The following is a 19,875-nucleotide window of genomic DNA, read 5'->3' on the forward strand; positions in this document are numbered from 1 at the left end:
TCATGAAACGCCTGCGCACCGTTCTTCTGGCCTCCGTGATGCTGCTGCCGCTGCCGCTGGCGGCGCAGGACCAGCAGACGCTGGCGGACATCCGTCAGGAGCTGACCGTTCTGCATGTGGAAATCCAGCGGCTGAAGCGGGAGATGTCGACGACAGGTGCGCCCTCGGCGGATGTGTCGGAGGACACGGTTCTGGACCGGGTCGCCGCGATTGAGAGCGAACTGCAGCGGCTGACGCTGCAGACCGAAGAGATGAACCACCGGATCGACCGGATTGTCACAGATGGCACCAACCGGATCGGCGACCTGGAGTTCCGCCTGGTGGAACTGGAAGGCGGCGATGTCGGCGCGCTGAAGGAAACAACCACGCTGGGCGGAGGCGAGCTGCCCTCTGCCGTCGGCACCGGGGCTTTGCCCGCTGCGGACGGGACCGGCGCCGCGGCCGCAGGCGGCGAAACCGCAGGCGGTGAGCTGGCCATCGGCGAGCAGGCGGATTTCGATGCCGCTGAAAAACTGCTGGCCGAGGGTCTGTATCAGGACGCGGCGGAGAAATTCGCCGCTTTCAATCAGGCCTATCCGGGCAGCCCGCTGGCCCCGGCCGCCGAATTCAGCCGCGGCAAGGCGCTGGACGGGCTGGGCGATACCCGCGAAGCGGCGCGTGCCTATCTGGCGGCTTTCACCGGCAATTCCGCGGGGCCGGTGGCACCCAAGGCGCTCTTTGAGCTTGGCGCGGCCCTGGGCCGGCTGGGCCAGACCGATCAGGCCTGTGTCACGCTGTCTGAGGTCGGGGTGCGTTTCCCCGGCATTGCGCAGGAGGCCGAGGCCACTGCGGAAATGGCCAAGCTGGGCTGTTCTTGACGGGGCTCCGGCGGGATATCCTGGGGCTGCTGCGCGGGCAGTTCCAGCCTGCAATGTCCGGCAAACTCGGCATTGCCGTCTCAGGCGGCAGCGATTCGATGGCGCTGATGCATCTGATGCAGGAAGCCTTCGAAGACGAGCCGGTTGAGCTCTTGGCGGCGACGGTGGACCACGGGCTGCGGCCGGAATCGGCGGCAGAGGCCGAATGGGCCGGCCAGGCTGCTGCCGCGCTCGGCATCCCCCATGAGGTGATCCGCTGGGAGGAAGGCCCCGGCAAAGGGAACTTGCAAGGCCAAGCCCGCAAGGCGCGCTATGATCTGCTGTGCAGCTGGGCCAAGCGCAACGGCATCTCCACACTTTGTGTTGCGCATACCGCGGATGATCAGGCGGAAACGCTGCTGATGCGGATGGCACGCGCGGCTGGTGTCTCCGGCCTGTCAGGTATGCCGCCGCGCCGCGTGCACAAGGGCGTCACCCTGCTGCGGCCGCTGCTGGAGGTGACCCGCAGCGAGCTGCGCCAGTATCTGCAGGAACGCGGGATCGAGTGGTGCGAAGACCCTAGTAACAGCGATTTGCGGTACGAACGGGTGCGGGCGCGGCGCGCGCTGGCGGAACTGGCACCGCTGGGGCTGACGCCGACGGTGCTGTCCCGGGTGGCCGGCAACATGAACAAGGCACGCGAGGCGCTGGACTGGTATGTGTTCCTGGCCGCCCGCGACCTGGCCCATGTGCAGGCCGGCGCCGTGGTCCTGTGCCAGCGCAAGTTCCGCACCTTGCCCAGCGAGATCGGCTACCGCCTGCTGGTGAAGGCGATTCAATGGGTGGCCGGCATCCCTTACCCGCCGCGCCGGGTGCCGATGGAAATCGCGGTCCTGGCGGCGCGCAGCGGCGGCGCAGCGACTGTGTCGGGCTGCCATCTGCTGACGACCTCGAAACAGATCTGGATCTGCCGCGAAGCCAAGGCGGTCGCGGGCGTCACGGCGCTTCCCGGCCAGGTCTGGGATGGCAGGTGGAAGGTTTTCGGCGGCGACGCAAAGGGTTGCGAAGTGCGCGCGCTGGGGCGCGACGGGTTGTTTCATTGCCCGTCCTGGCGGGCTACTGGCGTGCCCGGCACCGTTCTGGAGTCCACCCCGGCGGTGTGGCGCGGCGCCGAACTGGCGGCTGCACCGGTTGCCGGACTGGGCAATGGATGGACGGCGGAACCAGTGGCAAACGAAGAAGAGTTCTTTGCATCCCTTTTATCGCATTGAACCTGCCCGAATGATCCTTATTTTAAGCACAACGCAGGCGGCCTGAGTGGTGCGCCTAACTGATAGGGAGAACTTTCCTTGGGCAACGCTCGCAATATCGCCTTTTGGGTTGTTCTGTTTCTGCTGATTCTGGCGCTGTTCAATCTGTTCAGCGGTTCCGGCAGCACGATGCAGAGCCGTGAACGCACTTTCTCGGACTTCGTCAGCTCGGTGGAGACCGGCAAGGTCAGCCGTGTCGTCCTGGACGGGGAGCAGGTACGCTACACGACCTCGGACGGGCAAAACTATGTGACCATCAAACCGGCCGATGCCGAAGTCACCGCTCTTCTGATCGAGAAGAACATCCCGGTGCAGGCTGAAAAGCAGCAGCAGTCGGGGTTCCAGTCCTTCCTGATCACTCTGTTGCCATTCCTGCTCCTGATCGGCGTCTGGATCTATTTCATGAACCGGATGCAGGGCGGCGGCAAAGGCGGCGCCATGGGATTCGGCAAATCCAAGGCCAAGATGCTGACCGAAAAGCATGGCCGCGTCACCTTTGACGACGTGGCGGGTATCGATGAGGCCAAGGAAGAGCTGGAAGAGATCGTCGAATTCCTGCGCAACCCGCAGAAATTCTCGCGCTTGGGCGGTAAGATCCCCAAGGGCGCTCTGCTGGTTGGCCCTCCGGGCACCGGTAAGACGCTGCTGGCGCGCGCCATCGCGGGCGAGGCTGGGGTGCCGTTCTTCACCATCTCCGGTTCGGACTTCGTTGAGATGTTCGTCGGTGTCGGCGCCTCCCGCGTGCGCGACATGTTCGAGCAGGCCAAGAAAAACGCGCCCTGCATCGTCTTCATCGACGAGATCGATGCTGTCGGCCGCCACCGCGGCGCCGGTTACGGCGGCGGCAATGACGAGCGCGAGCAGACCCTGAACCAGCTGCTGGTGGAGATGGACGGTTTTGAGGCCAACGAAGGCGTCATCATCCTGGCCGCCACCAACCGCAAGGACGTGCTGGACCCGGCGCTGCTGCGCCCCGGCCGCTTTGACCGCAACGTGACCGTCGGCAACCCCGACATCAAGGGCCGCGAGAAGATCCTGGCCGTGCACGCCCGTAAAACCCCGCTGGGCCCGGATGTGGACCTGCGCATCATCGCCCGCGGCACACCTGGCTTCTCCGGTGCGGATCTGGCCAATCTGGTCAATGAGGCCGCCTTGATGGCTGCCCGTGTCGGCCGCCGCTTTGTCACCATGGAGGATTTCGAATCGGCCAAGGACAAGGTGATGATGGGGGCTGAGCGCCGTTCAATGGTGCTGACCCAGGACCAGAAGGAAAAGACCGCTTATCACGAGGCCGGCCATGCTGTCGTCGGCCTGGAATTGCCGCTGTGCGATCCGGTTTACAAGGCCACGATCATCCCGCGCGGCGGCGCCCTGGGCATGGTGGTCAGCCTGCCGGAAATGGACCGCCTGAACTACCACCGCGATGAGTGCCAGCAGAAACTGGCGATGACCATGGCGGGCAAGGCAGCGGAAGTCATCAAATACGGCGAGGACCACGTCTCCAACGGCCCGGCCGGCGACATCCAGCAAGCCAGCCAGCTGGCGCGCGCCATGGTGCTGCGCTGGGGCATGTCGGACAAGGTCGGCAACATCGACTATGCAGAGGCCCACGAAGGCTACTCTGGCAATACCGCCGGCTTCTCGGTGTCGGCCCATACCAAGGAGCTGATCGAGGAAGAAGTGAAACGCTTCATCCAGCAGGGCTATGAAAAGGCGCTGGAGATCCTCAAGGCGAAGAACGAGGAATGGGAGCGGCTGGCGCAGGGCCTTCTGGAATACGAAACCCTGACCGGTGACGAGATCAAGCGGGTGATGAACGGCGAGCCGCCGCAGGCCGGCGACGACGAGGATGACAGCGAGGATCAGGGCAATGCCTCGGTCACCGCGATCCCCAAGGCAAAGCCCAAGAAATCCCCGCCGGAAGGCGGCATGGAGCCTGAGCCTTCCGCCTGATACCCCAAGGCTTTGACCCCCGGATGCCGCTGGCCTCCGGGGGTTTTCATTTCCAGCACTGAACTGCGAAATTACAAAAAAGCATCGCGGCACCACTGGTGCCGGCCCGCACCGCCTGTATGCTCGCCGGAACGTCAAAGGGATACGCGAGGGAGAGCTGGCATGCCGGTGCTGCGGAAAACGGACTATACGGGCAAAATTACCTGGCTCGGCCACGTGCCGGCCGGCAGCGGCCTGCAGGCGGTGCCATCGGACCAGTTGGACCTGGGATTTGCCGGGATTGCCGGCGAGCGCCATGAGGGCGAAAACCGTGCCTCCTGCGTGCGGGTGCGCAACCTCCATCCCGAAGGCACCGAAATCCGCAATGTGCGCCAGCTGACCATCCTGTCGGAAGAGGAACTGGCGCTGATCGCCGCGGGCATGGGGATGGACAGCGTCGACCCAGCGCATCTTGGCGCCACAATCGTGGTGCGCGGCATCCCGGATTTCACCTTCGTGCCGCCGTCCTCGCGGCTGCAGGGGCCGGACGGGGTGACTCTGACAGTGGACATGGAAAACCGCCCCTGCGTGCTGCCGGGCCGGGAGATCGAGAAGGATCACGCGGGCTTCGGCGCCCGATTCAAGCCGGCCGCACAGAATCGCCGGGGAATCACCGCTTGGGTGGAACGGCCCGGAACCCTGTCGCTGGGCGATGAATTCGCGCTCTTTGTGCCCGATCAGCGCGTCTGGGCGCCTTAAGCGCCCACTTTCAGAGAATTGCGTTTCCTTTAAGGAACTCTGGAGGGGGCTGCGCAGGAAGCCACGCCGCATCAAGGCGTGATAATGTCGGAAATCACGCGCGTTTTTTGCCGCATTTTGGCTAAGTCTACGGCCAAACCGGCATTCCCGTGCCGGCGATTGTATGCAAACTCAGCAGGAACCTCGCCATGAGCTACAAGAGTGACATCGAGATTGCGCGTGAAGCGCAGAAGAAGCCGATCCAGGAGATTGGCGCGAAGATCGGGATTTCCAATGACGATCTGCTGCCCTACGGCCACGACAAGGCGAAGGTGTCGCAGAGCTTCATCAACTCCGTTCAGGACAAGGAAGACGGCAAGCTGATCCTGGTGACCGCGATCAACCCGACCCCGGCGGGCGAAGGCAAGACCACCACCACCGTGGGCCTGGGCGACGGCCTGAACCGGATCGGCAAGAACGCGATGATCTGTATCCGCGAAGCCTCGCTGGGCCCGAACTTCGGCATGAAGGGCGGCGCGGCAGGCGGCGGCTATGCCCAGGTGGTGCCGATGGAGGAGATGAACCTCCACTTCACCGGCGACTTCCATGCCATCACCTCGGCGCACTCGCTGCTGTCGGCGATGATCGACAACCACATCTACTGGGGCAACGAGTGCGACATCGACACCCGCCGCGTCGCCTGGCGCCGGGTGGTCGACATGAACGACCGCGCCCTGCGCACCATCACCGCCTCGCTGGGCGGCGTCTCCAACGGCTTCCCGCGCGAAGCCGGCTTTGACATCACCGTGGCCTCGGAAGTGATGGCGATCCTCTGCCTCGCCAACGACCTCAAGGACCTGGAAAAGCGCCTCGGCGACATCATCGTGGCCTACCGCCGCGACAAGACCCCGGTCTACTGCCGCGACATCAAGGCCGAAGGCGCGATGACCGTGCTGCTGAAGGACGCGATGCAGCCGAACCTGGTGCAGACCCTGGAAAACAACCCGGCCTTCGTGCACGGCGGCCCGTTCGCCAACATCGCGCACGGCTGCAACTCGGTGATCGCCACCAAGACCGCGCTGAAGGTTGCCGACTATGTCGTCACCGAAGCCGGCTTCGGCGCCGACCTGGGTGCCGAGAAGTTCATGAACATCAAGTGCCGCAAGGCAGGCATCGCACCCTCCGCAGTGGTGCTGGTGGCCACCGTGCGCGCGATGAAGATGAACGGCGGCGTTGCCAAGGCGGACCTCGGTGCGGAAAACGTCGAGGCGGTCAACAACGGCTGCGCCAACCTCGGCCGCCACATCGAGAACGTCAAATCCTTCGGCGTGCCGGTTGTGGTTGCGATCAACCACTTCGTGACCGACACCGACGCGGAAGTTGACGCGGTCAAAGCCTACTGCGCCAGCCACGGCGTCGAGGCGGTGCTGTCGCGCCACTGGGAGCTGGGCTCGGAGGGCTCCGCGCCGCTGGCCGAGAAGGTTGTCGAGATCGTCGACGCCGGTTCCGCCAACTTCTCGCCGATCTACCCGGACGACATGCCGCTGTTCGAGAAGATCGAGACCATCGCCAAGCGCATCTACCGCGCCGACGAGGTGCTGGCGGACAACAAGATCCGCAACCAGCTGAAGGAATGGGAAGAAGCCGGCTACGGCAATCTGCCGGTCTGCATGGCGAAGACCCAGTACTCCTTCTCGACCGACCCGTCCCTGCGCGGTGCGCCGGTGGGCCACTCGGTGCCGGTGCGCGAAGTGCGCCTGTCGGCCGGTGCCGGCTTCATCGTGGCGGTCTGCGGCGAGATCATGACGATGCCGGGCCTGCCGCGCAAACCGGCGGCGGAAACCATCCGCCTGAACGAGGACGGCCAGATCGAAGGCTTGTTCTAAGACGCAATATGCGCTTTCTGCGGCCCGAGACCTTCTCGGGCCGCAAGAGTTTTAAGACATGACCAAGCTGACACCGCCGGAAGACTGTTCCTCGATGGAGGCGCTGCGCGCGGAAATTGACAGGCTCGATAGTGAGCTGGTGCAACTTCTGGCCGTCCGGGCGGGCTATATCGACCGGGCGGTCCAGCTCAAGCAGCAGAACGGCTGGCCCGCGCGGATCCCGGACCGGGTCGAGGAAGTGGTCATGAATGCCCGCGCCGCGGCGGAAGGGGAGGGGCTGGACCCCGATCTGATCGAGCGCTTATGGCGGCAGCTGGTGGAGTGGTCGATTGCCCGCGAGGCGCGGGTGATCCGGGAAGAGTAGGCAGGCCGAGCGCCTGCGCAGGAAAGGAAGAGAGCAATGGCAGCAACTCTGATTGACGGCAAGGCCTTTGCGGCCAAGGTGCGCGGCCAGGTGGCCGAGCATGTGGCGCGGCTGAAGGAAGAGCACGGCATCACCCCCGGCCTGGCGGTGGTGCTGGTGGGCGAGGACCCGGCCTCCCAGGTCTATGTGCGCTCCAAGGGCAAGCAGACCGTCGAAGTGGGCATGAACTCCTATGAGCACAAGCTGGACGCGGACACCCCGGAGGCGGATCTGCTGGCGCTGATCGATCAGCTGAACAACGACCCGGCGGTCAACGGCATCCTGGTGCAGCTGCCGCTGCCGAAGCACATGAACGAGGAGCTGGTGATCAACTCGATCGCGCCGGAGAAGGACGTGGACGGCTTCCACATCTCCAACGTCGGCCTTCTGGGCACCGGCCAGAAATCGATGGTGCCCTGCACGCCGCTGGGCTGCCTGATGATGCTGCGCGACCACCACGGCAGCCTCTCGGGCATGGATGCGGTGGTGATCGGCCGCTCCAACATCGTCGGCAAGCCGATGGCGCAGCTGCTGCTGGGCGACAGCTGCACCGTGACCATCGCGCACAGCCGTACCAAGGACCTTCCGGACGTGGTGCGCCGCGCCGACATCGTGGTGGCCGCCGTCGGCCGCCCGGAAATGGTGCCGGGCGACTGGATCAAGGAAGGCGCCACCGTCATCGACGTCGGCATCAACCGGATCGAGCGCGACGGCAAGAACGTGCTGGTGGGCGACGTCGACTTCGCCTCCGCCGCGGAGCGCGCCGGCGCCATCACCCCGGTGCCGGGCGGCGTCGGCCCGATGACCATCGCCTGCCTGCTGGCGAACACGGTGACCGCCTGCTGCCGCGCCCACAACCTGGCAGAGCCCGAAGGCCTCACCGCCTGAAGCGCAGACCGCTGAGATTGGAACAAGATTGCTCCCGCCGGACGCCTCCGGCGGGAGTATTTTTTGCAAAGGTGAAAAAGAGGCGGCGGGGCGTCAGGAAGAGACAGGCACCATTGTGCCTTGGAGGAGGGCGACCAGCTTTTCGTGTTCGCCTGTAACCGCGTGGACCTCTGCAGTGACGATGACAAGCCTGCGGCCCGGTTTGATGACCTTGCCGGCGGCGCGCAGGAAATCTCCTGCGCCCGGGGCAAGCAAGTTGATCTTCATCTCTGCGGTCATCACTTCGCTGTCCTCCGGCATCAAGGTAAGCGCCGCATAACCCGCGGCCGTGTCGCCGATGGCAAAGCTGAGCGCGGCATGGGCCACATCGTGCTGCTGGCGGCTGCCGGGCAGGATCGGGGCGGTGATCACCACTTCGCCCGGCGCGACGCTTGCGACCTCTGCGCCCAGGGTTTGCATCATGCTTTGCTTCGCGAAACTGCTGCGGATGCGGTGGTCCATCTTTGGTGTCCTTCTGCTGCTGGGGCCAGCATAGAAGCTGAGGGAGCGCCACGGGGCTGTGACGCTGCGCCACTTAGCGTGGCATCGGTACCGGCAGCACCTGCGGGCCGGTGAGGATCGCCAGAGCACCCGGCGCCATCAGCGAGGTAAGCGCGGGGTCGGTGCTGCGCAGGCCGCCGGTATAGGTGCCGAAGGCGGGCAGAATCAGACGGGACCGGTCCAGCAGGAAACAGGGGCGGGAGGTGCTGCGCACCCGTGCCTTGGGGTGGTAGTGGCCGGAGACCTCGGCTCGGGCCGCAGGATCGGCGATGTGGCGGAAGGTGAGGGGACCGAGCTGCAGCTCTGCCAACTGTTCACCGCCAAGGTCTGCCGGGGCAGGGTCGTGGTTGCCGGCGATCCAGATCCAGCGGCGGTTCTGCATCGCTAGGGACAGCAGACCGCGTTCGGTGTCGGTGAGAGCGCGGGAAGCGGCGTCATCGTCGAAGCTGTCGCCGAGGCAGATCAGGGTCCCGGCATTGGTCTGCTGCAGAAGATCCTGCAGCCGGGCGAGCGTGTCCCGGGTCTCGTAAGGCGGCAGGGCGCTGCCGCCGCGCCGGATGTGGCGCTCGGATTTGCCCAGATGCAGGTCGGAGACGCAGAGCAGGCGGTGCTCTGCCCACCACAGGGCGCCGCTGCCCAGGGCGGTGAGGCGGGCGCCTGCGAGGGGGAAGTCGTATCCGGTCATACTGCCGGTTTATCTGTCACAGCCGGGCAAGCAAGGCTTATTGCGGCAGCTTGTCCAGCCCGGATTGCCGCATCAGAGCCGCGGCCTCCTGCTGCAGCAGTTTCTCCTCTGCCGCGCCCTTGACCGGGACCTTGCCAACCTCCAGCAGCAAGGGCGCGGCGAGGGGGGAGATCCGCTCCAGCCGCCGCAGCGTGATGCGACCCCGGGTCCGCGCCAGCATCTCCTCTATGCGGCCGAAATCCACCAGCCCGCGCAGGGCTTCTTCGCGGGTGATGTCCATCAGCAGGTGATCCGGATCGTACTTGCGCAGCGTGTCATAGAGGATGTCGGAGGAGAACGTCGCTTGCCGCCCGTTCTTGCGCGCCCCCGGCGTGTTGCGTTCAATGAGGCCCGCGATAGTGGCCGCACCACGGAAGGAGCGTTTCATCACCGCATTGCCGGCCAGCCAGCCCTCCAGCCCGTCGCGAAGCGCATCCGGGTCAAACAGCGGGGCGGGGCCGGTGACCTCTTGCAGGCCCCAGATCAGGGTGGCGTAGTCGGTGGCAACAAAGCCTAGGGGGTCGAGGCCCAGTTCCTCCATCCGCTTGGTCAGCAGCAGGCCCAGGGTCTGCTGGGCGTTGCGGCCGGCAAAGCCATAGACGCAGATGTGCTCGCGGCTGTCGTGCGGAAAGCTTTCGATCAGCAGCCGCCCGGCGCGGGGCAGTTCGGAGACCGCGCGCTGCAGTTCCAGCCAGTCCGCTGTATGGCCGGGCAGGGCGGGCCAGCTGTCCTGCTTGAACATCGCCAGAATACGGGCGCTGAGCTGGGTGGAGGTGGCGAATTTACTGCCGGAGAACACCGCGATCTTGGGCTTTCGTCCGGGATTGCGGGTCACTTCGACGGTCATTTCGCGCAAGCCTTCGTAACGCACGGTCTGGCCGCCGATCAGGAAGGTGTCGCCGGGGGTGAGGGTGGCGGCAAAGGCTTCCTCCACCTCGCCCAGCGGTTTACCGCCGCGGCTGCGTTTCAGGCGGACCTTGATCAGGTCGGCGTCCTGGATGGTGCCGAGGTTCATGCGGATGCGCTGCGCTGCGCGCGGGTCGCGGAGCTGCCACTTGCCGTCCGGCCGCTGCAGCAGGCGCTGCCATTGGTCGTAAGCTTTCAGCGCGTAGCCGCCGGTGGCGCAGAAGGTGAGGCAGGCATCGAACGCAGCGCGGGTCAGGCCGGCGTAGGCGCCGGCTTGGGTCATCTCGGCATAGAGTTCACCCGCATCAAACGGTCCGGCGCAGGCGGCGATCAGGATGTGCTGGCAGAGCACATCACGGGGGCCGGCTCCGCGCGGGTCCCCGTCCAGATCATTTTCGCGCACGGCCTCTAGTGCCGCGCGGCATTCGACCACCTCAAACCGGTTGGCGGGCACCAGCAGTGCCTTGGAGGGGGCATTGTAGCGGTGGTTGGCGCGGCCGATGCGCTGGACCAGGCGTTTCACGTTCTTGGGCGCGCCGATCTGGATCACCAGATCCACGTCGCCCCAGTCGATGCCAAGGTCCAGAGAACCGGTGCAGACGATGGCGCGCAGCTCGCCGCGGACCATCGCGGCCTCCACCCGCTCCCGCTGGACCCGGTCGAGCGAGCCGTGGTGGATGCCGATCGGCAGGGCATCGTCATTGGCAAGCCAGAGATTGTGAAAGAAGATTTCCGCCTGGGCACGGGTGTTGTGGAAGATCAGCGTGGTCTTGTGCGCCTTGATCTGCGTCATCACCGCCGGGATCGCATAGGCCGCGCCGCCGCCGGCCCAGGGCGGGGCCTCTTCGGTTTCCAGCATGCGGATGTCCGGCGCAGGGCCGGGATCGGCCAGCACGATATCGCAGGGGTCCGGGTGGCGGGCGAGGTAGCTGGCGATGGCCTGCGGGTCATCCACCGTGGCCGACAGGCCCACCCGGCGCAGGTCCGGGCAGAGCGTCTGCAGCCGCGCCAGCGCCAGCATCAGCTGGTCGCCGCGCTTGCTCTCGGCCAGCGCGTGGATCTCATCCACCACAACCCGTTTCAGCCCCTTGAAGGTGCGGGCAGCGTCCTCGTAGGAGGTGAGCAGCGCCAGACTCTCCGGCGTGGTCAGCAGGATATGCGGCGGGTCGGCGCGCTGCCGCTTCTTGCGGGAGGCAGGCGTGTCGCCGGTGCGGTCATCAATGCGGATCGGCAGGCCGATTTCCTCAACCGGCGTGCGCAGGTTGCGCTTGATATCCGCGGCCAGCGCCTTGAGCGGTGAGATGTAGAGCGTGTGCAGCCCGTCATGGGTCCCATCGGCCAGTTCCGCCAAGGTGGGCAGAAACCCCGCCATGGTCTTGCCGCCGCCGGTCGGGGCGATCAGCAGGGTGCAAGGCGCCCCCGCCCGCTCCAGCATGGCGTGCTGATGCGGGTGGATGGTCCAGCCGCGGGCGGCAAACCAGTTCTCAATCGCTGCAGGCAGGGCAGGGGCGGTGTCACTCATCCTGTGAAATCTGGGAGGCTTTGCACCTCATTGCAATGTCATTTGCTGTCATAGGCGCTGCGGGAATCCAGAACCTGCTGATGCCGCCCGGCGGCCCAGATGGTCAGGGATTTCATATGCTCCAGCAGCTCCTGTCCCAAGGGCGTCAGCGCATAGGAGACCGCCACCGGCGGGCCGGGATCGACGCTGCGGGTGATATAGCCGTCGCGCTCCAGCTTGCGCAGGTTCTCGGTCAAAACCCGCTGGGTCACATCGCCGATGGTGCGCCGCAGCGCGCCGAACCGCAGCGCGCCGTCCTCCAGCACCAGCACGATCAGCATCTGCCATTTGCCTGTCACCTGCGACAGAACCTGCCGGACCGGGCAGTCCTCGGCTTGGTCCTTGGAGAGGGCGGTTACTGGAAGCATACCTGGTTCCTATTTAGTGCGTAATTGATATCTGGTGCAGAAAGAATACCACATTGGGGTGTCACGACAATGCGATTCGAAAGGACATCCGATGAGTGCGAAAGAAATCGTTCTGAATGCCGTAGCGGCGATCTTCACCTCGTTTGACCCTGAGGCGGCAGAGCAGCTGCTGGCACCGGGTTACATCCAGCACAACCCGATGGTTCCAACCGGCGCAGCCCCCATTCTCGGGTTCATTCCGGCGCTGAAGGACAGCGGCATCACGGTGGATGTGCACCGGGTGATTGCCGAGGGCGACATGGTGGTGCTGCACAACACCTACGGCAATGCGCAGGCCTTTGGCGCCGAAACGCTGGTGGCCTTTGACGTGTTCCGGGTCGAGGACGGGAAGGTGGCCGAGCATTGGGACAACCTGCAGCCACCCGCCGCGCCGAACGCCTCGGGCCGCACCTTAACCGACGGCCCGGCCGAGGTCACGGATCTGGACAAGACCGCGGAAAACAAGGCGCTGGTGCAGGGGTTTGTCACAGATGTTTTGCACGGCAAGGCGCCGGAGAAGATCACCAGCTATGTCTCGACAGAGACCTACCTGCAGCACAACCCGAATATCGGCGACGGTCTGGAGGCCCTTGGCGGCATGCTGCAGCATCTGGCGGAAACCGGCCAGGCGCTGGTCTACACCAGCACGCCGATTGTGGTGGCTGAGGGGAACTTTGTCTTTACCGCCTCCGAGGGCAGCCTGGGCGATACGCCGATGGCGTTCTTTGACCTGTTCCGGGTCGAGGACGGCAAGATTGTCGAGCACTGGGATACCGTCAGCCCGATCCCGGCAGAGATGGCGCACGACAACGGCAAATTCTGACAGCGGTCAGCGAAAAGGGCGGGGATGATCCCGCCCTTAATTCATCACTTCACGATGTGCTCGTCCTTGACGAACATGTTCGCCCAGGCGCGGTCGATCAGTTCCGGCGACATCTGGTAGGGGATGCCCTCAAACTCGCAGATGGAGATCATCTGGTCGATCAGGAACACTGGCTGATAGTTGGCGTAGATGTTGTTGATCGTCGGGTATTTCTTCTTCAGCAGATGCACCAGCGCCGCCTCGTCCAGCGGCATGCCCTTCTTGCGGGCCACCATGGCAAAGATCTTGAGGAAGTTTTCCTGGTTCGGCCCGTCGATCTTGATCTTGAAGAAAATCCGGCGCAGTGCGGCCTGGTCGAAAATCTCATTCGGGTGGAAGTTGGTGGAGAAGATCACCAGCGTATCGAAAGGCACCTCGAACTTCTCGCCCGATTGCAGCGCCAGGATGTCCTTGCTTTCTTCCAGCGGCACGATCCAGCGGTTGACCAGGGACTGCGGCGGTTCTGCCTGACGGCCAAGGTCGTCGACGATGAAGATGCCGCCGGTGGATTTCAGCTGCAGCGGCGCCTGATAGGTGCGTGCAGTGGGATTGTAGACCAGGTCCAGCATGTCCAGCGACAGCTCGCCGCCGGTGATCACGGTGGGGCGCTCGCACATCACGTAGCGCTCGTCAAAGCGGCGGCGGTGGCGCAGGGCGTTGGGGTCTTCCGGCTCCTGCTCCACCTCGGTGTGGACGATCGGGTCGAACACGGTGATCACCTGGCCGGAGTATTCGATGGCGCGCGGCACAAATACGTGATCCCCCAGCGCATCCCGGATGCCGTTAGAGATCGAGGATTTACCGTTGCCCGGCGGGCCGTACATCAGGATCGAGCGGCCGGCGCTGACGGCGGGGCCGAGGTGGTCCAGCAGGCTGTTGGGCAGCACCAGATGCCCCATGGCATTGGTCAGCTGGTCCCGGGTCACCTGGATGTTGCGGATCGACTGCCGTTTGACCTGCTCGCGGTAGACCGCCAGCGGAACCGGCATGGCACCGAAGTATTCCGACTGGCTGAGCGCATCCTGGGCGCGGGACTTGCCGGCATCGGTCAGCTGATAGCCCATCTCGTTGCCATTGTTGGCGTTCAGCGTGCCGGTGGCCTCCAGCAGCTTCTGCTCGCGGGCCATGTCCACCAGCTCCTGGGTGACGGAGGAGGGCAGGCAGATGGCCTTGGCGATCTCAGTCACATTTTCCACGTTCTTGCGGAAGATGGTCTTGAGCAGGATATCCCGCATCATCACCACCGGCAGCTGCATCTGTTCCAGCCCCTTGGGGGCGGGAGGGGCGACAACGGTGAGGTTCTGCATGTTCATGGCGGTGCCTGTCCCTGAAATCCATATCTGGCCCCGGCGCGCAGGGCGGTACTGGAAACAGACTATTCAGGACTGTGGCAACAGCGGGGCAGAGCTGCAGCATTTCCGCGAAGCGGCTGCGAAATCCGCCGAAGTTTTCGGCGCTGGCAGGCACCGCAGGTCATGCGGTGCCTGACGGCATCAGCTGCCGAACTGCGCGGCAAGGCCCAGGTAGAGGGCGAGTGTGGCGCCCAGGCACAGGCCCATCGGGAAGCTCTTGCCGGTTTCCCAGCTTTGCCATTGCGGGGCCAGCTGCCGCAGGCGGGTGTGCTTGGCAATCCGGTGGGCGGTGAAACCAGCCAGCAGGGTGGCGGCAAAGACAACCATCAGAAGCCGCAGGTCGCCAAGCGCGATGAAGGGCGCAGCGGCGCCTGCAAACTTGGCATCCCCGGCGCCGACAGCGCCGGCGGCGTAGAACAGGAATCCCAGGGCGATGCCGACCGGCAGGTGCAGCAGGTGCCAGCCGTAGTCCGCCCAGCTGGGCATCACCAGCGCGCCAATGGTGACATAGATCACCGCCAGCAGGTCAACGGCCCAGTTGGGAATACGCATGCCGCGCAGATCTGTCAGTGCCACCGTGTAGCAGATCGGCAGAACGAAAGGCAGGAACCACAGGGCTGCGTGGGCCGGAAACTGCATGGCTCAGCCGTTCTCCAGCGCCGCCAGCGAGCGTGCGGCTTCTTCGAAATGCTGCGGGTGGGTGTCAATCGCTTCGCGCAGCAGGTTTTCGCCAACCTTGACGTCGCCTTGCTTGATCGCGGACAGGGCCAGCGTGTGCAGCAGCAGCGCGCGTTCGGTCTGCTCCAGCGGGATCACCGGCAGGGTGTAATTGCGCTGCGCGCCGCGGGCCAGCACCAGGTTGTTCTTGGCGGTGAACAGGCGCTGGTCTTGGCGGATCGCCTCGCCGAACAGACGTTCGGCGCCGGCAAAATCGCCGCGGGTCAATTTGGAGTAACCCCAGTTGTTCATCACCTTGGCGGGCGTGGTGGTCAGCCCGACGGCGATTTCATAGAAGCTGTCAGCGCGCTTCCAGTCCTTGTTGGCATCGGCCACAACCGCTTCGAGCCGGTAGCGTTCATAGGTCTCATGGGTCGGCGGCACCTGGTCCAGCTCCGCCTTGGCGGCATCCCATTCGCCGCTGCGCACCAATGCGCCGGCCAGCTGCACATGATCCTCGCTGGTGGCGCCTTTCATCGACACCACTTTCCGCCAGGCGGCGGTGCCCTCAGTGACTCGCTTGGCGCGGATCAGCGAATGGGCCAGGCCGCGCTGCAGGTCGATCCGGTTCGGGCTGGTCTTGAGCGTGCGCTGGAAGTGGGCCACCGCCTCGTTCGGATCAGCCACTGACAGCATGACGTCGTTGAGATTGCTCTCGTCAATGACGTTCACTTCCTGAAAGGCCCGTTCCACGGTTTCATCGGCTTTCTCCGCGCAGGCCGACAGGACCAGCGCCCCTGCCAGAGAAGCGGATAGGAAAATCTGCTGGCGCATTTGGTGCGTCCTTTTTACTGCTCTGCCTCTGTTATGGTGCTTCGCGAATCAGGTAGCTGCCGCCGCCCTGCCGCACCAATTTGTAGTCTTCTTTTTGAGGCTCACTATGCGCGGGATTTTCAAGTTTTGCGAGTGCCAGGCGTAAATTATCGCGGATTGCGTCACTTTCGCCATTGTCGAGCGCATAGGCGCGCTGGAACACCTGCACCGCCTCGGCCGTTTTGCCGCGTTCCATCAGCGCGACGCCGAGGTTGTTCATCGGTTCCGGCCAGGCCGGATCAGCGTCCACGGCCTGGCGCAGCAGGTCCTCGGCCTGGCCCAGACGCCTGAGACCCAGCTTGGCGCTGCCCATGCCCGAGAGCACCTCTGCCGTCAGGCCGTGATCCAGTGCGGCGCGGGTGAAAGCTTCCAGTGCCAGCTCGTGTTCGCCTGCGGCCATCAGCCGGTGGCCGACAACCAACCCGTCCTCTGCCTGCTGGCGGTGGTCATCACCGGGCGCCCAGGGGCTGCCCTTGTCCTGTTTCAGCCCGCTGGTCGAACATGCTGCCGCCAGCGCGAGGGCGCTGGCGGCAGCCGTTACCTTGAGCAGACGGGCAGAAGCTGCCCGTAGTGCCGTTTTCATTACTGGGGTCCCATATTGCCCATGTTCATGATGCCCTGCACCGATGGACCAACAAGAATGATCAGCAAGGGCGGGACCGTCAGGCCCATTGTGGCAAGTGTCATCTTCACGGGCAACTTGTTTGCGGCCTCTTCAGCGCGCATCACGCGCTTGTCGCGCATTTCGCCGGCATATACCCGCAGGGCATCGGCGATCGAGGTGCCGAAGCTGGCGGATTGGATCATCACCGTCACGAAAGAGGACACGTCCTGCACCCCGCAGCGGGTGCCCATGTCGCGCAGCACCTTGTCTTTTTCCTTGCCCGCCTTCAACTCGTAGGCGACGACTTCAAACTCCGAGGCCAGCTCCGGGAAGGAGGTGTGCAGTTCCTGGGACACGCGTACGATGGCCTGGTCCAGGGACTGGCCGGCCTCGACGCAGACCAGCATCATGTCGAGCGCATCGGGAAAGCCTTCGGTGATCTTCTGCTGGCGCTCGCCGATGCGGCGGGTGATCCAGTATTTCGGCAGCATGTAGCCCGCGGCGCCGGGCGCGATGATGCGCAGGGCCATCTGCTGGCTGTCGTAGTCGATGTCCGCCTTGATCACATAGACAAAGAACAGCCCGCCGATCAGCCCCAAGAGGCCGAGGGCAAATTGCGCGAAATGGAACAGGCGCACGGAATCCTTGGAATGGTAGCCTGCCTGGCGCAGCTTAAGTTCCATCGCCGACAGCTCGTCCGCGTTCTGAGGTTCAAGGAAATTGGCAAACTTCTGCAGCTGCTCGTTGCGGCTGGTTTGCCGCAGCCGCTGTTTCTGCGGGGGCTGCCGGGTTTCGGGCTTGAGGTTCTTCTGCAGCTTCTTCAGCGGGTCTTCCGGCTGGTTCAGCAGCAGCGGAATGGCGAGCAGGATCATGAACATGCCTGCAATGCCAAGCGCCAGCAGCGGTCCGAACTCGCCGAGCTGCGAAGTGAGGAAACCGTCAATGCCGGTCAAAATATCCACGATCCGCTCCTTACACTTTAATGTTTGTCAGCACGCGCATGACAATCAGGTTGGCCGTCAGCATCACGCCCACTGCAAAACAGGCGGGGATGAACCAGGGGTGATCGATCACTTCGTCGTAGTAGCCCGGGTCCTTGACCAGAATCCCGATCAGGCACAGCAGCGGGAAGCCGGACAGGAACTTGCCGGACCACTGCGCCTCGGCGGTGATCGCCTTCACGCGGCGGAACAGGCGGAAGCGGGCACGGATCACCTTGGCCAGCCCTGCAAGGACTTCGGCCAGGTTACCGCCCGATTGCTGCTGGATGGTCACCGCAACCGCCAGGAAGCGCATGTCCTGCATATCGAGCCGCTCTGCCATTTCCTTCAGCGCCTCGCCGACATCGCGGCCATAGGCGCATTCGTCGGAGATGATGCCGAATTCGGTGGCCAGCGGGTCCTCGACCTCATTGGCGACGATCTGCACGGCAGAGGTGAACGGATGGCCGACCCGCAGCGAACGCACCATCAGCTCAACCGCGTCGGGCAGCTGCTCCTCGATCAGTGCCATCCGTTTGGCGGCCTTCTTGTTTACCCAGAAGAACACCGCGCCGACACCGATGATGACGGAGCCCAGCACGCGCACCGGCAACGGCGCGCTGGTGCCGATGCCGAGGCCGACAAAGGCGATGCCTGCCAGGCCGGCCATGATCAGGATCAGCTGCTTTGGGGAGAAGGCGATAGCTGCCTTCTGCGCCCGTTCTGACAGCAGCGAGTAAAGCGGGATCGACTGCGACCTGGCGTGCTGGCCCAGCTCCTTGCGCAGCTGCTCCAGCACTTGCTCGCGGTTGCCGCCTTTTTCCATCATCTCCAGCCGGCGGTTCACCTTGCTGTTGAGGCTGATCGATTTGCCGAAGACAAACAGATACAGGCCTTCGACCAGTGCCAGGACGCCAAAGAAGATCGCGCCATAGATAAGCGGTTCTGAACTCAGCTCCATCAGCGCGGCTCCATCACTGTGGGTTCATAAATCGACGGCGGCAGGTCATACCCCCAAAGGCGGAAGCGTTCGGAGTAGTGGCTGCGCACGCCAGTGGCGGTGAAATGGCCGATGATCTTGTTGTCCGGCGTCAGGCCGACCCGCTGGAACCGGAAGATTTCCTGCATCGAGATCACGTCGCCTTCCATGCCGGTGACTTCGGTGATCGAGGTCATCCGGCGCGAGCCGTCCTGCAGGCGCGAGGCCTGCACGATCAGGTTCACAGCCGATGCAATCTGACTGCGCACAGCTTTGATCGGCATTTCGATGCCGGCCATGGCGATCATGTTTTCCAGGCGCGAGATGCCGTCGCGGGCGGAGTTGGCGTGGATCGTGGTCATCGAGCCGTCGTGGCCGGTGTTCATGGCCTGCAGCATGTCGATCACTTCCTCGCCGCGGGTCTCGCCCACGATGATGCGGTCGGGGCGCATCCGGAGCGCGTTCTTCAGACAGTCGCGCGGGCTGACCTCGCCTTTGCCTTCCACATTGGGCGGGCGGCTTTCCATCCGGCCCACATGGGTCTGCTGCAGCTGAAGTTCCGCGGTATCCTCGATCGTCAGGATGCGTTCGGCGTTGTCGATGAAGGACGACAGCGCGTTCAGCGTGGTGGTTTTACCGGAACCGGTACCGCCGGAGACGATGACGTTCAGCCGGGTCGATACCGCGGCTTGCAGATATGCTGCCATTTCCTCGGTGAAGGCGCCGAAATTCACCAGATCGTCGATGCCCAGCTTGTCTTTTTTGAACTTCCGGATCGACACCAGCGAGCCGTCCACCGCAATCGGCGGCACCATGGCGTTGAAGCGGGAGCCGTCGGCCAGGCGGGCGTCCACATAGGGATTGGATTCATCGACACGGCGCCCCACGGCGGAGACGATCTTGTCGATGATCCGCATCAGGTGCTTTTCATCCTTGAAGGCAATGTCGGACAGCTCCAGCTTGCCGCTGCGCTCGACAAAGATCTGATGCGGGCCGTTCACCAGGATATCGCTGACCGTTTCGTCCTGCAGCAGGGCTTCCAGCGGGCCAAGGCCGGTGACCTCGTCATAGAGCTCCTTGTTCAGCTGCTGCCGGTCCTCGCGGTTCAGCACGATGCTCCTTTCGGCCAGGATCTCGGTTGCGATGGTGGATATCTCGGTGCGCAGCTCCGCTTCGCCGGCGCGTTCCAGAGCCGACAGGTTCAGGTTCTCCAGAAGCTCGCGGTGCAGCTGGATCTTGATTTCGCTCAGGCGCTCCTTGCGCTTGCGCTCCTTGTCCATCGGCTGCGCTTCGGCGGCTTTGCGCTGCACCGGACGCCGCAAGCTGACGGCTGGTTTGGCTGAGGCCGCGGGCGCGGCAACCGGCTCCGGAGCCGGTGCCACAGGTTTCGCGGCCTGTTTCTTGTACTTGGAAAACATCAACTCACCCCCAATTCAA

Annotated in this window: 19 protein-coding genes; 8 read left to right on the forward strand and 11 right to left on the reverse strand. The window is 64.3% G+C overall.

Translation table 11 applies throughout. The features are described 5' to 3' along the window. Window positions 1–2: 2 nt before the first annotated feature. From ybgF to folD, 7 genes are all read left to right on the forward strand, one after another. A complete protein-coding gene (gene ybgF / locus AC58NV_RS08300; RefSeq protein WP_497226705.1) occupies window positions 3–857 on the forward strand; it encodes a tol-pal system protein YbgF in 855 nt (284 codons plus the stop codon). Continuing rightward, on the forward strand, window positions 854–2,107 hold the full coding sequence (tilS, locus tag AC58NV_RS08305; RefSeq protein ID WP_497226706.1) for a tRNA lysidine(34) synthetase TilS: 1,254 nt from the start codon (window positions 854–856) through the stop codon (window positions 2,105–2,107). The genes ybgF and tilS overlap by 4 nt, the downstream gene beginning before the upstream one ends. Window positions 2,108–2,185: 78 nt before the next feature. Further along, on the forward strand, window positions 2,186–4,099 hold the full coding sequence (ftsH, locus tag AC58NV_RS08310; protein WP_366661013.1) for an ATP-dependent zinc metalloprotease FtsH: 1,914 nt from the start codon (window positions 2,186–2,188) through the stop codon (window positions 4,097–4,099). 162 nt (window positions 4,100–4,261) lie between these two features. Continuing rightward, on the forward strand, window positions 4,262–4,837 hold the full coding sequence (locus AC58NV_RS08315; protein ID WP_497226707.1) for an MOSC domain-containing protein: 576 nt from the start codon (window positions 4,262–4,264) through the stop codon (window positions 4,835–4,837). Window positions 4,838–5,025: 188 nt separating this feature from the next. Then, a complete protein-coding gene (locus tag AC58NV_RS08320) occupies window positions 5,026–6,702 on the forward strand; it encodes a formate--tetrahydrofolate ligase (RefSeq protein WP_497226708.1) in 1,677 nt (558 codons plus the stop codon). A 58-nt stretch (window positions 6,703–6,760) separates the two neighbouring features. Continuing rightward, window positions 6,761–7,066: a chorismate mutase gene (locus AC58NV_RS08325; protein ID WP_497226709.1), complete on the forward strand. Its 306-nt coding sequence runs from the start codon at window positions 6,761–6,763 to the stop codon at window positions 7,064–7,066. Between the two features lie 36 nt (window positions 7,067–7,102). Continuing rightward, window positions 7,103–7,993: a bifunctional methylenetetrahydrofolate dehydrogenase/methenyltetrahydrofolate cyclohydrolase FolD gene (folD, locus tag AC58NV_RS08330; protein WP_366663600.1), complete on the forward strand. Its 891-nt coding sequence runs from the start codon at window positions 7,103–7,105 to the stop codon at window positions 7,991–7,993. A 93-nt stretch (window positions 7,994–8,086) separates the two neighbouring features. Here the strand turns inward: folD and AC58NV_RS08335 are convergent, their stop codons facing one another. The 4 genes from AC58NV_RS08335 to AC58NV_RS08350 all read right to left on the reverse strand — a co-directional run bounded on the left by AC58NV_RS08335 (window position 8,087) and on the right by AC58NV_RS08350 (window position 12,092). Further along, window positions 8,087–8,494 (reverse strand): PaaI family thioesterase, encoded by a 408-nt coding sequence (locus AC58NV_RS08335; protein WP_497226710.1) that lies wholly within the window; start codon window positions 8,492–8,494, stop codon window positions 8,087–8,089. 73 nt (window positions 8,495–8,567) lie between these two features. Next, on the reverse strand, window positions 8,568–9,218 hold the full coding sequence (gene pdeM, locus AC58NV_RS08340) for a ligase-associated DNA damage response endonuclease PdeM (protein ID WP_497226711.1): 651 nt from the start codon (window positions 9,216–9,218) through the stop codon (window positions 8,568–8,570). A 37-nt stretch (window positions 9,219–9,255) separates the two neighbouring features. After that, entirely contained in the window at window positions 9,256–11,685 is a 2,430-nt protein-coding gene (locus tag AC58NV_RS08345; protein ID WP_497226712.1) for a ligase-associated DNA damage response DEXH box helicase, read from the reverse strand. A gap of 38 nt (window positions 11,686–11,723) precedes the next feature. Next, a complete protein-coding gene (locus AC58NV_RS08350) occupies window positions 11,724–12,092 on the reverse strand; it encodes a winged helix-turn-helix transcriptional regulator (RefSeq protein ID WP_497226713.1) in 369 nt (122 codons plus the stop codon). 91 nt (window positions 12,093–12,183) lie between these two features. On the opposite strand from AC58NV_RS08350, the gene AC58NV_RS08355 reads away from it, so the two are divergent. Next, on the forward strand, window positions 12,184–12,954 hold the full coding sequence (locus AC58NV_RS08355; RefSeq protein WP_497226714.1) for a nuclear transport factor 2 family protein: 771 nt from the start codon (window positions 12,184–12,186) through the stop codon (window positions 12,952–12,954). A 44-nt stretch (window positions 12,955–12,998) separates the two neighbouring features. On the opposite strand, the gene AC58NV_RS08360 is transcribed toward AC58NV_RS08355, so the two are convergent. The 7 genes from AC58NV_RS08360 to AC58NV_RS08390 form a co-directional block, all read right to left on the reverse strand. Next, window positions 12,999–14,306: a DUF8689 domain-containing protein gene (locus AC58NV_RS08360; RefSeq protein ID WP_497226715.1), complete on the reverse strand. Its 1,308-nt coding sequence runs from the start codon at window positions 14,304–14,306 to the stop codon at window positions 12,999–13,001. Window positions 14,307–14,486: 180 nt separating this feature from the next. Next, window positions 14,487–14,984: a prepilin peptidase gene (locus AC58NV_RS08365; RefSeq protein ID WP_497226716.1), complete on the reverse strand. Its 498-nt coding sequence runs from the start codon at window positions 14,982–14,984 to the stop codon at window positions 14,487–14,489. A gap of 3 nt (window positions 14,985–14,987) precedes the next feature. Then, the gene (locus tag AC58NV_RS08370) at window positions 14,988–15,836 is read right to left on the reverse strand and encodes a tetratricopeptide repeat protein (RefSeq protein WP_497226717.1); all 849 of its coding nucleotides are present in this window, start codon (window positions 15,834–15,836) and stop codon (window positions 14,988–14,990) included. 31 nt (window positions 15,837–15,867) lie between these two features. Next, entirely contained in the window at window positions 15,868–16,458 is a 591-nt protein-coding gene (locus tag AC58NV_RS08375; protein ID WP_497226718.1) for a tetratricopeptide repeat protein, read from the reverse strand. Continuing rightward, window positions 16,458–17,441, reverse strand: a complete 984-nt coding sequence (locus AC58NV_RS08380; RefSeq protein WP_497226719.1) for a type II secretion system F family protein — start codon at window positions 17,439–17,441, stop codon at window positions 16,458–16,460. Before AC58NV_RS08380 ends, AC58NV_RS08375 begins: the two co-directional genes overlap by 1 nt. A 10-nt stretch (window positions 17,442–17,451) precedes the next feature. Next, complete coding sequence (locus AC58NV_RS08385; protein ID WP_019298332.1) at window positions 17,452–18,420, reverse strand: type II secretion system F family protein; 969 nt, start codon at window positions 18,418–18,420, stop codon at window positions 17,452–17,454. Further along, on the reverse strand, window positions 18,420–19,856 hold the full coding sequence (locus AC58NV_RS08390) for a TadA family conjugal transfer-associated ATPase (protein ID WP_497226720.1): 1,437 nt from the start codon (window positions 19,854–19,856) through the stop codon (window positions 18,420–18,422). The genes AC58NV_RS08385 and AC58NV_RS08390 overlap by 1 nt, the downstream gene beginning before the upstream one ends. Between the last annotated feature and the right edge of the window lie 19 nt (window positions 19,857–19,875).

This window comes from Leisingera sp. ANG49 (assembly GCF_059694505.1).

Bases quoted from the DNA above. Each gene is read 5' to 3' on its own strand.
- ybgF (WP_497226705.1), top strand. From the start codon at position 3: ATGAAACGCCTGCGCACCGTTCTTCTGGCCTCCGTGATGCTGCTGCCG.
- AC58NV_RS08315 (WP_497226707.1), top strand. From the start codon at position 4,262: ATGCCGGTGCTGCGGAAAACGGACTATACGGGCAAAATTACCTGGCTC.
- AC58NV_RS08320 (WP_497226708.1), top strand. From the start codon at position 5,026: ATGAGCTACAAGAGTGACATCGAGATTGCGCGTGAAGCGCAGAAGAAG.
- AC58NV_RS08325 (WP_497226709.1), top strand. From the start codon at position 6,761: ATGACCAAGCTGACACCGCCGGAAGACTGTTCCTCGATGGAGGCGCTG.
- folD (WP_366663600.1), top strand. From the start codon at position 7,103: ATGGCAGCAACTCTGATTGACGGCAAGGCCTTTGCGGCCAAGGTGCGC.
- AC58NV_RS08335 (WP_497226710.1), bottom strand. From the start codon at position 8,494: ATGGACCACCGCATCCGCAGCAGTTTCGCGAAGCAAAGCATGATGCAA.
- pdeM (WP_497226711.1), bottom strand. From the start codon at position 9,218: ATGACCGGATACGACTTCCCCCTCGCAGGCGCCCGCCTCACCGCCCTG.
- AC58NV_RS08345 (WP_497226712.1), bottom strand. From the start codon at position 11,685: ATGAGTGACACCGCCCCTGCCCTGCCTGCAGCGATTGAGAACTGGTTT.
- AC58NV_RS08350 (WP_497226713.1), bottom strand. From the start codon at position 12,092: ATGCTTCCAGTAACCGCCCTCTCCAAGGACCAAGCCGAGGACTGCCCG.
- AC58NV_RS08355 (WP_497226714.1), top strand. From the start codon at position 12,184: ATGAGTGCGAAAGAAATCGTTCTGAATGCCGTAGCGGCGATCTTCACC.
- AC58NV_RS08360 (WP_497226715.1), bottom strand. From the start codon at position 14,306: ATGAACATGCAGAACCTCACCGTTGTCGCCCCTCCCGCCCCCAAGGGG.
- AC58NV_RS08365 (WP_497226716.1), bottom strand. From the start codon at position 14,984: ATGCAGTTTCCGGCCCACGCAGCCCTGTGGTTCCTGCCTTTCGTTCTG.
- AC58NV_RS08370 (WP_497226717.1), bottom strand. From the start codon at position 15,836: ATGCGCCAGCAGATTTTCCTATCCGCTTCTCTGGCAGGGGCGCTGGTC.
- AC58NV_RS08375 (WP_497226718.1), bottom strand. From the start codon at position 16,458: ATGAAAACGGCACTACGGGCAGCTTCTGCCCGTCTGCTCAAGGTAACG.
- AC58NV_RS08385 (WP_019298332.1), bottom strand. From the start codon at position 18,420: ATGGAGCTGAGTTCAGAACCGCTTATCTATGGCGCGATCTTCTTTGGC.
- AC58NV_RS08390 (WP_497226720.1), bottom strand. From the start codon at position 19,856: ATGTTTTCCAAGTACAAGAAACAGGCCGCGAAACCTGTGGCACCGGCT.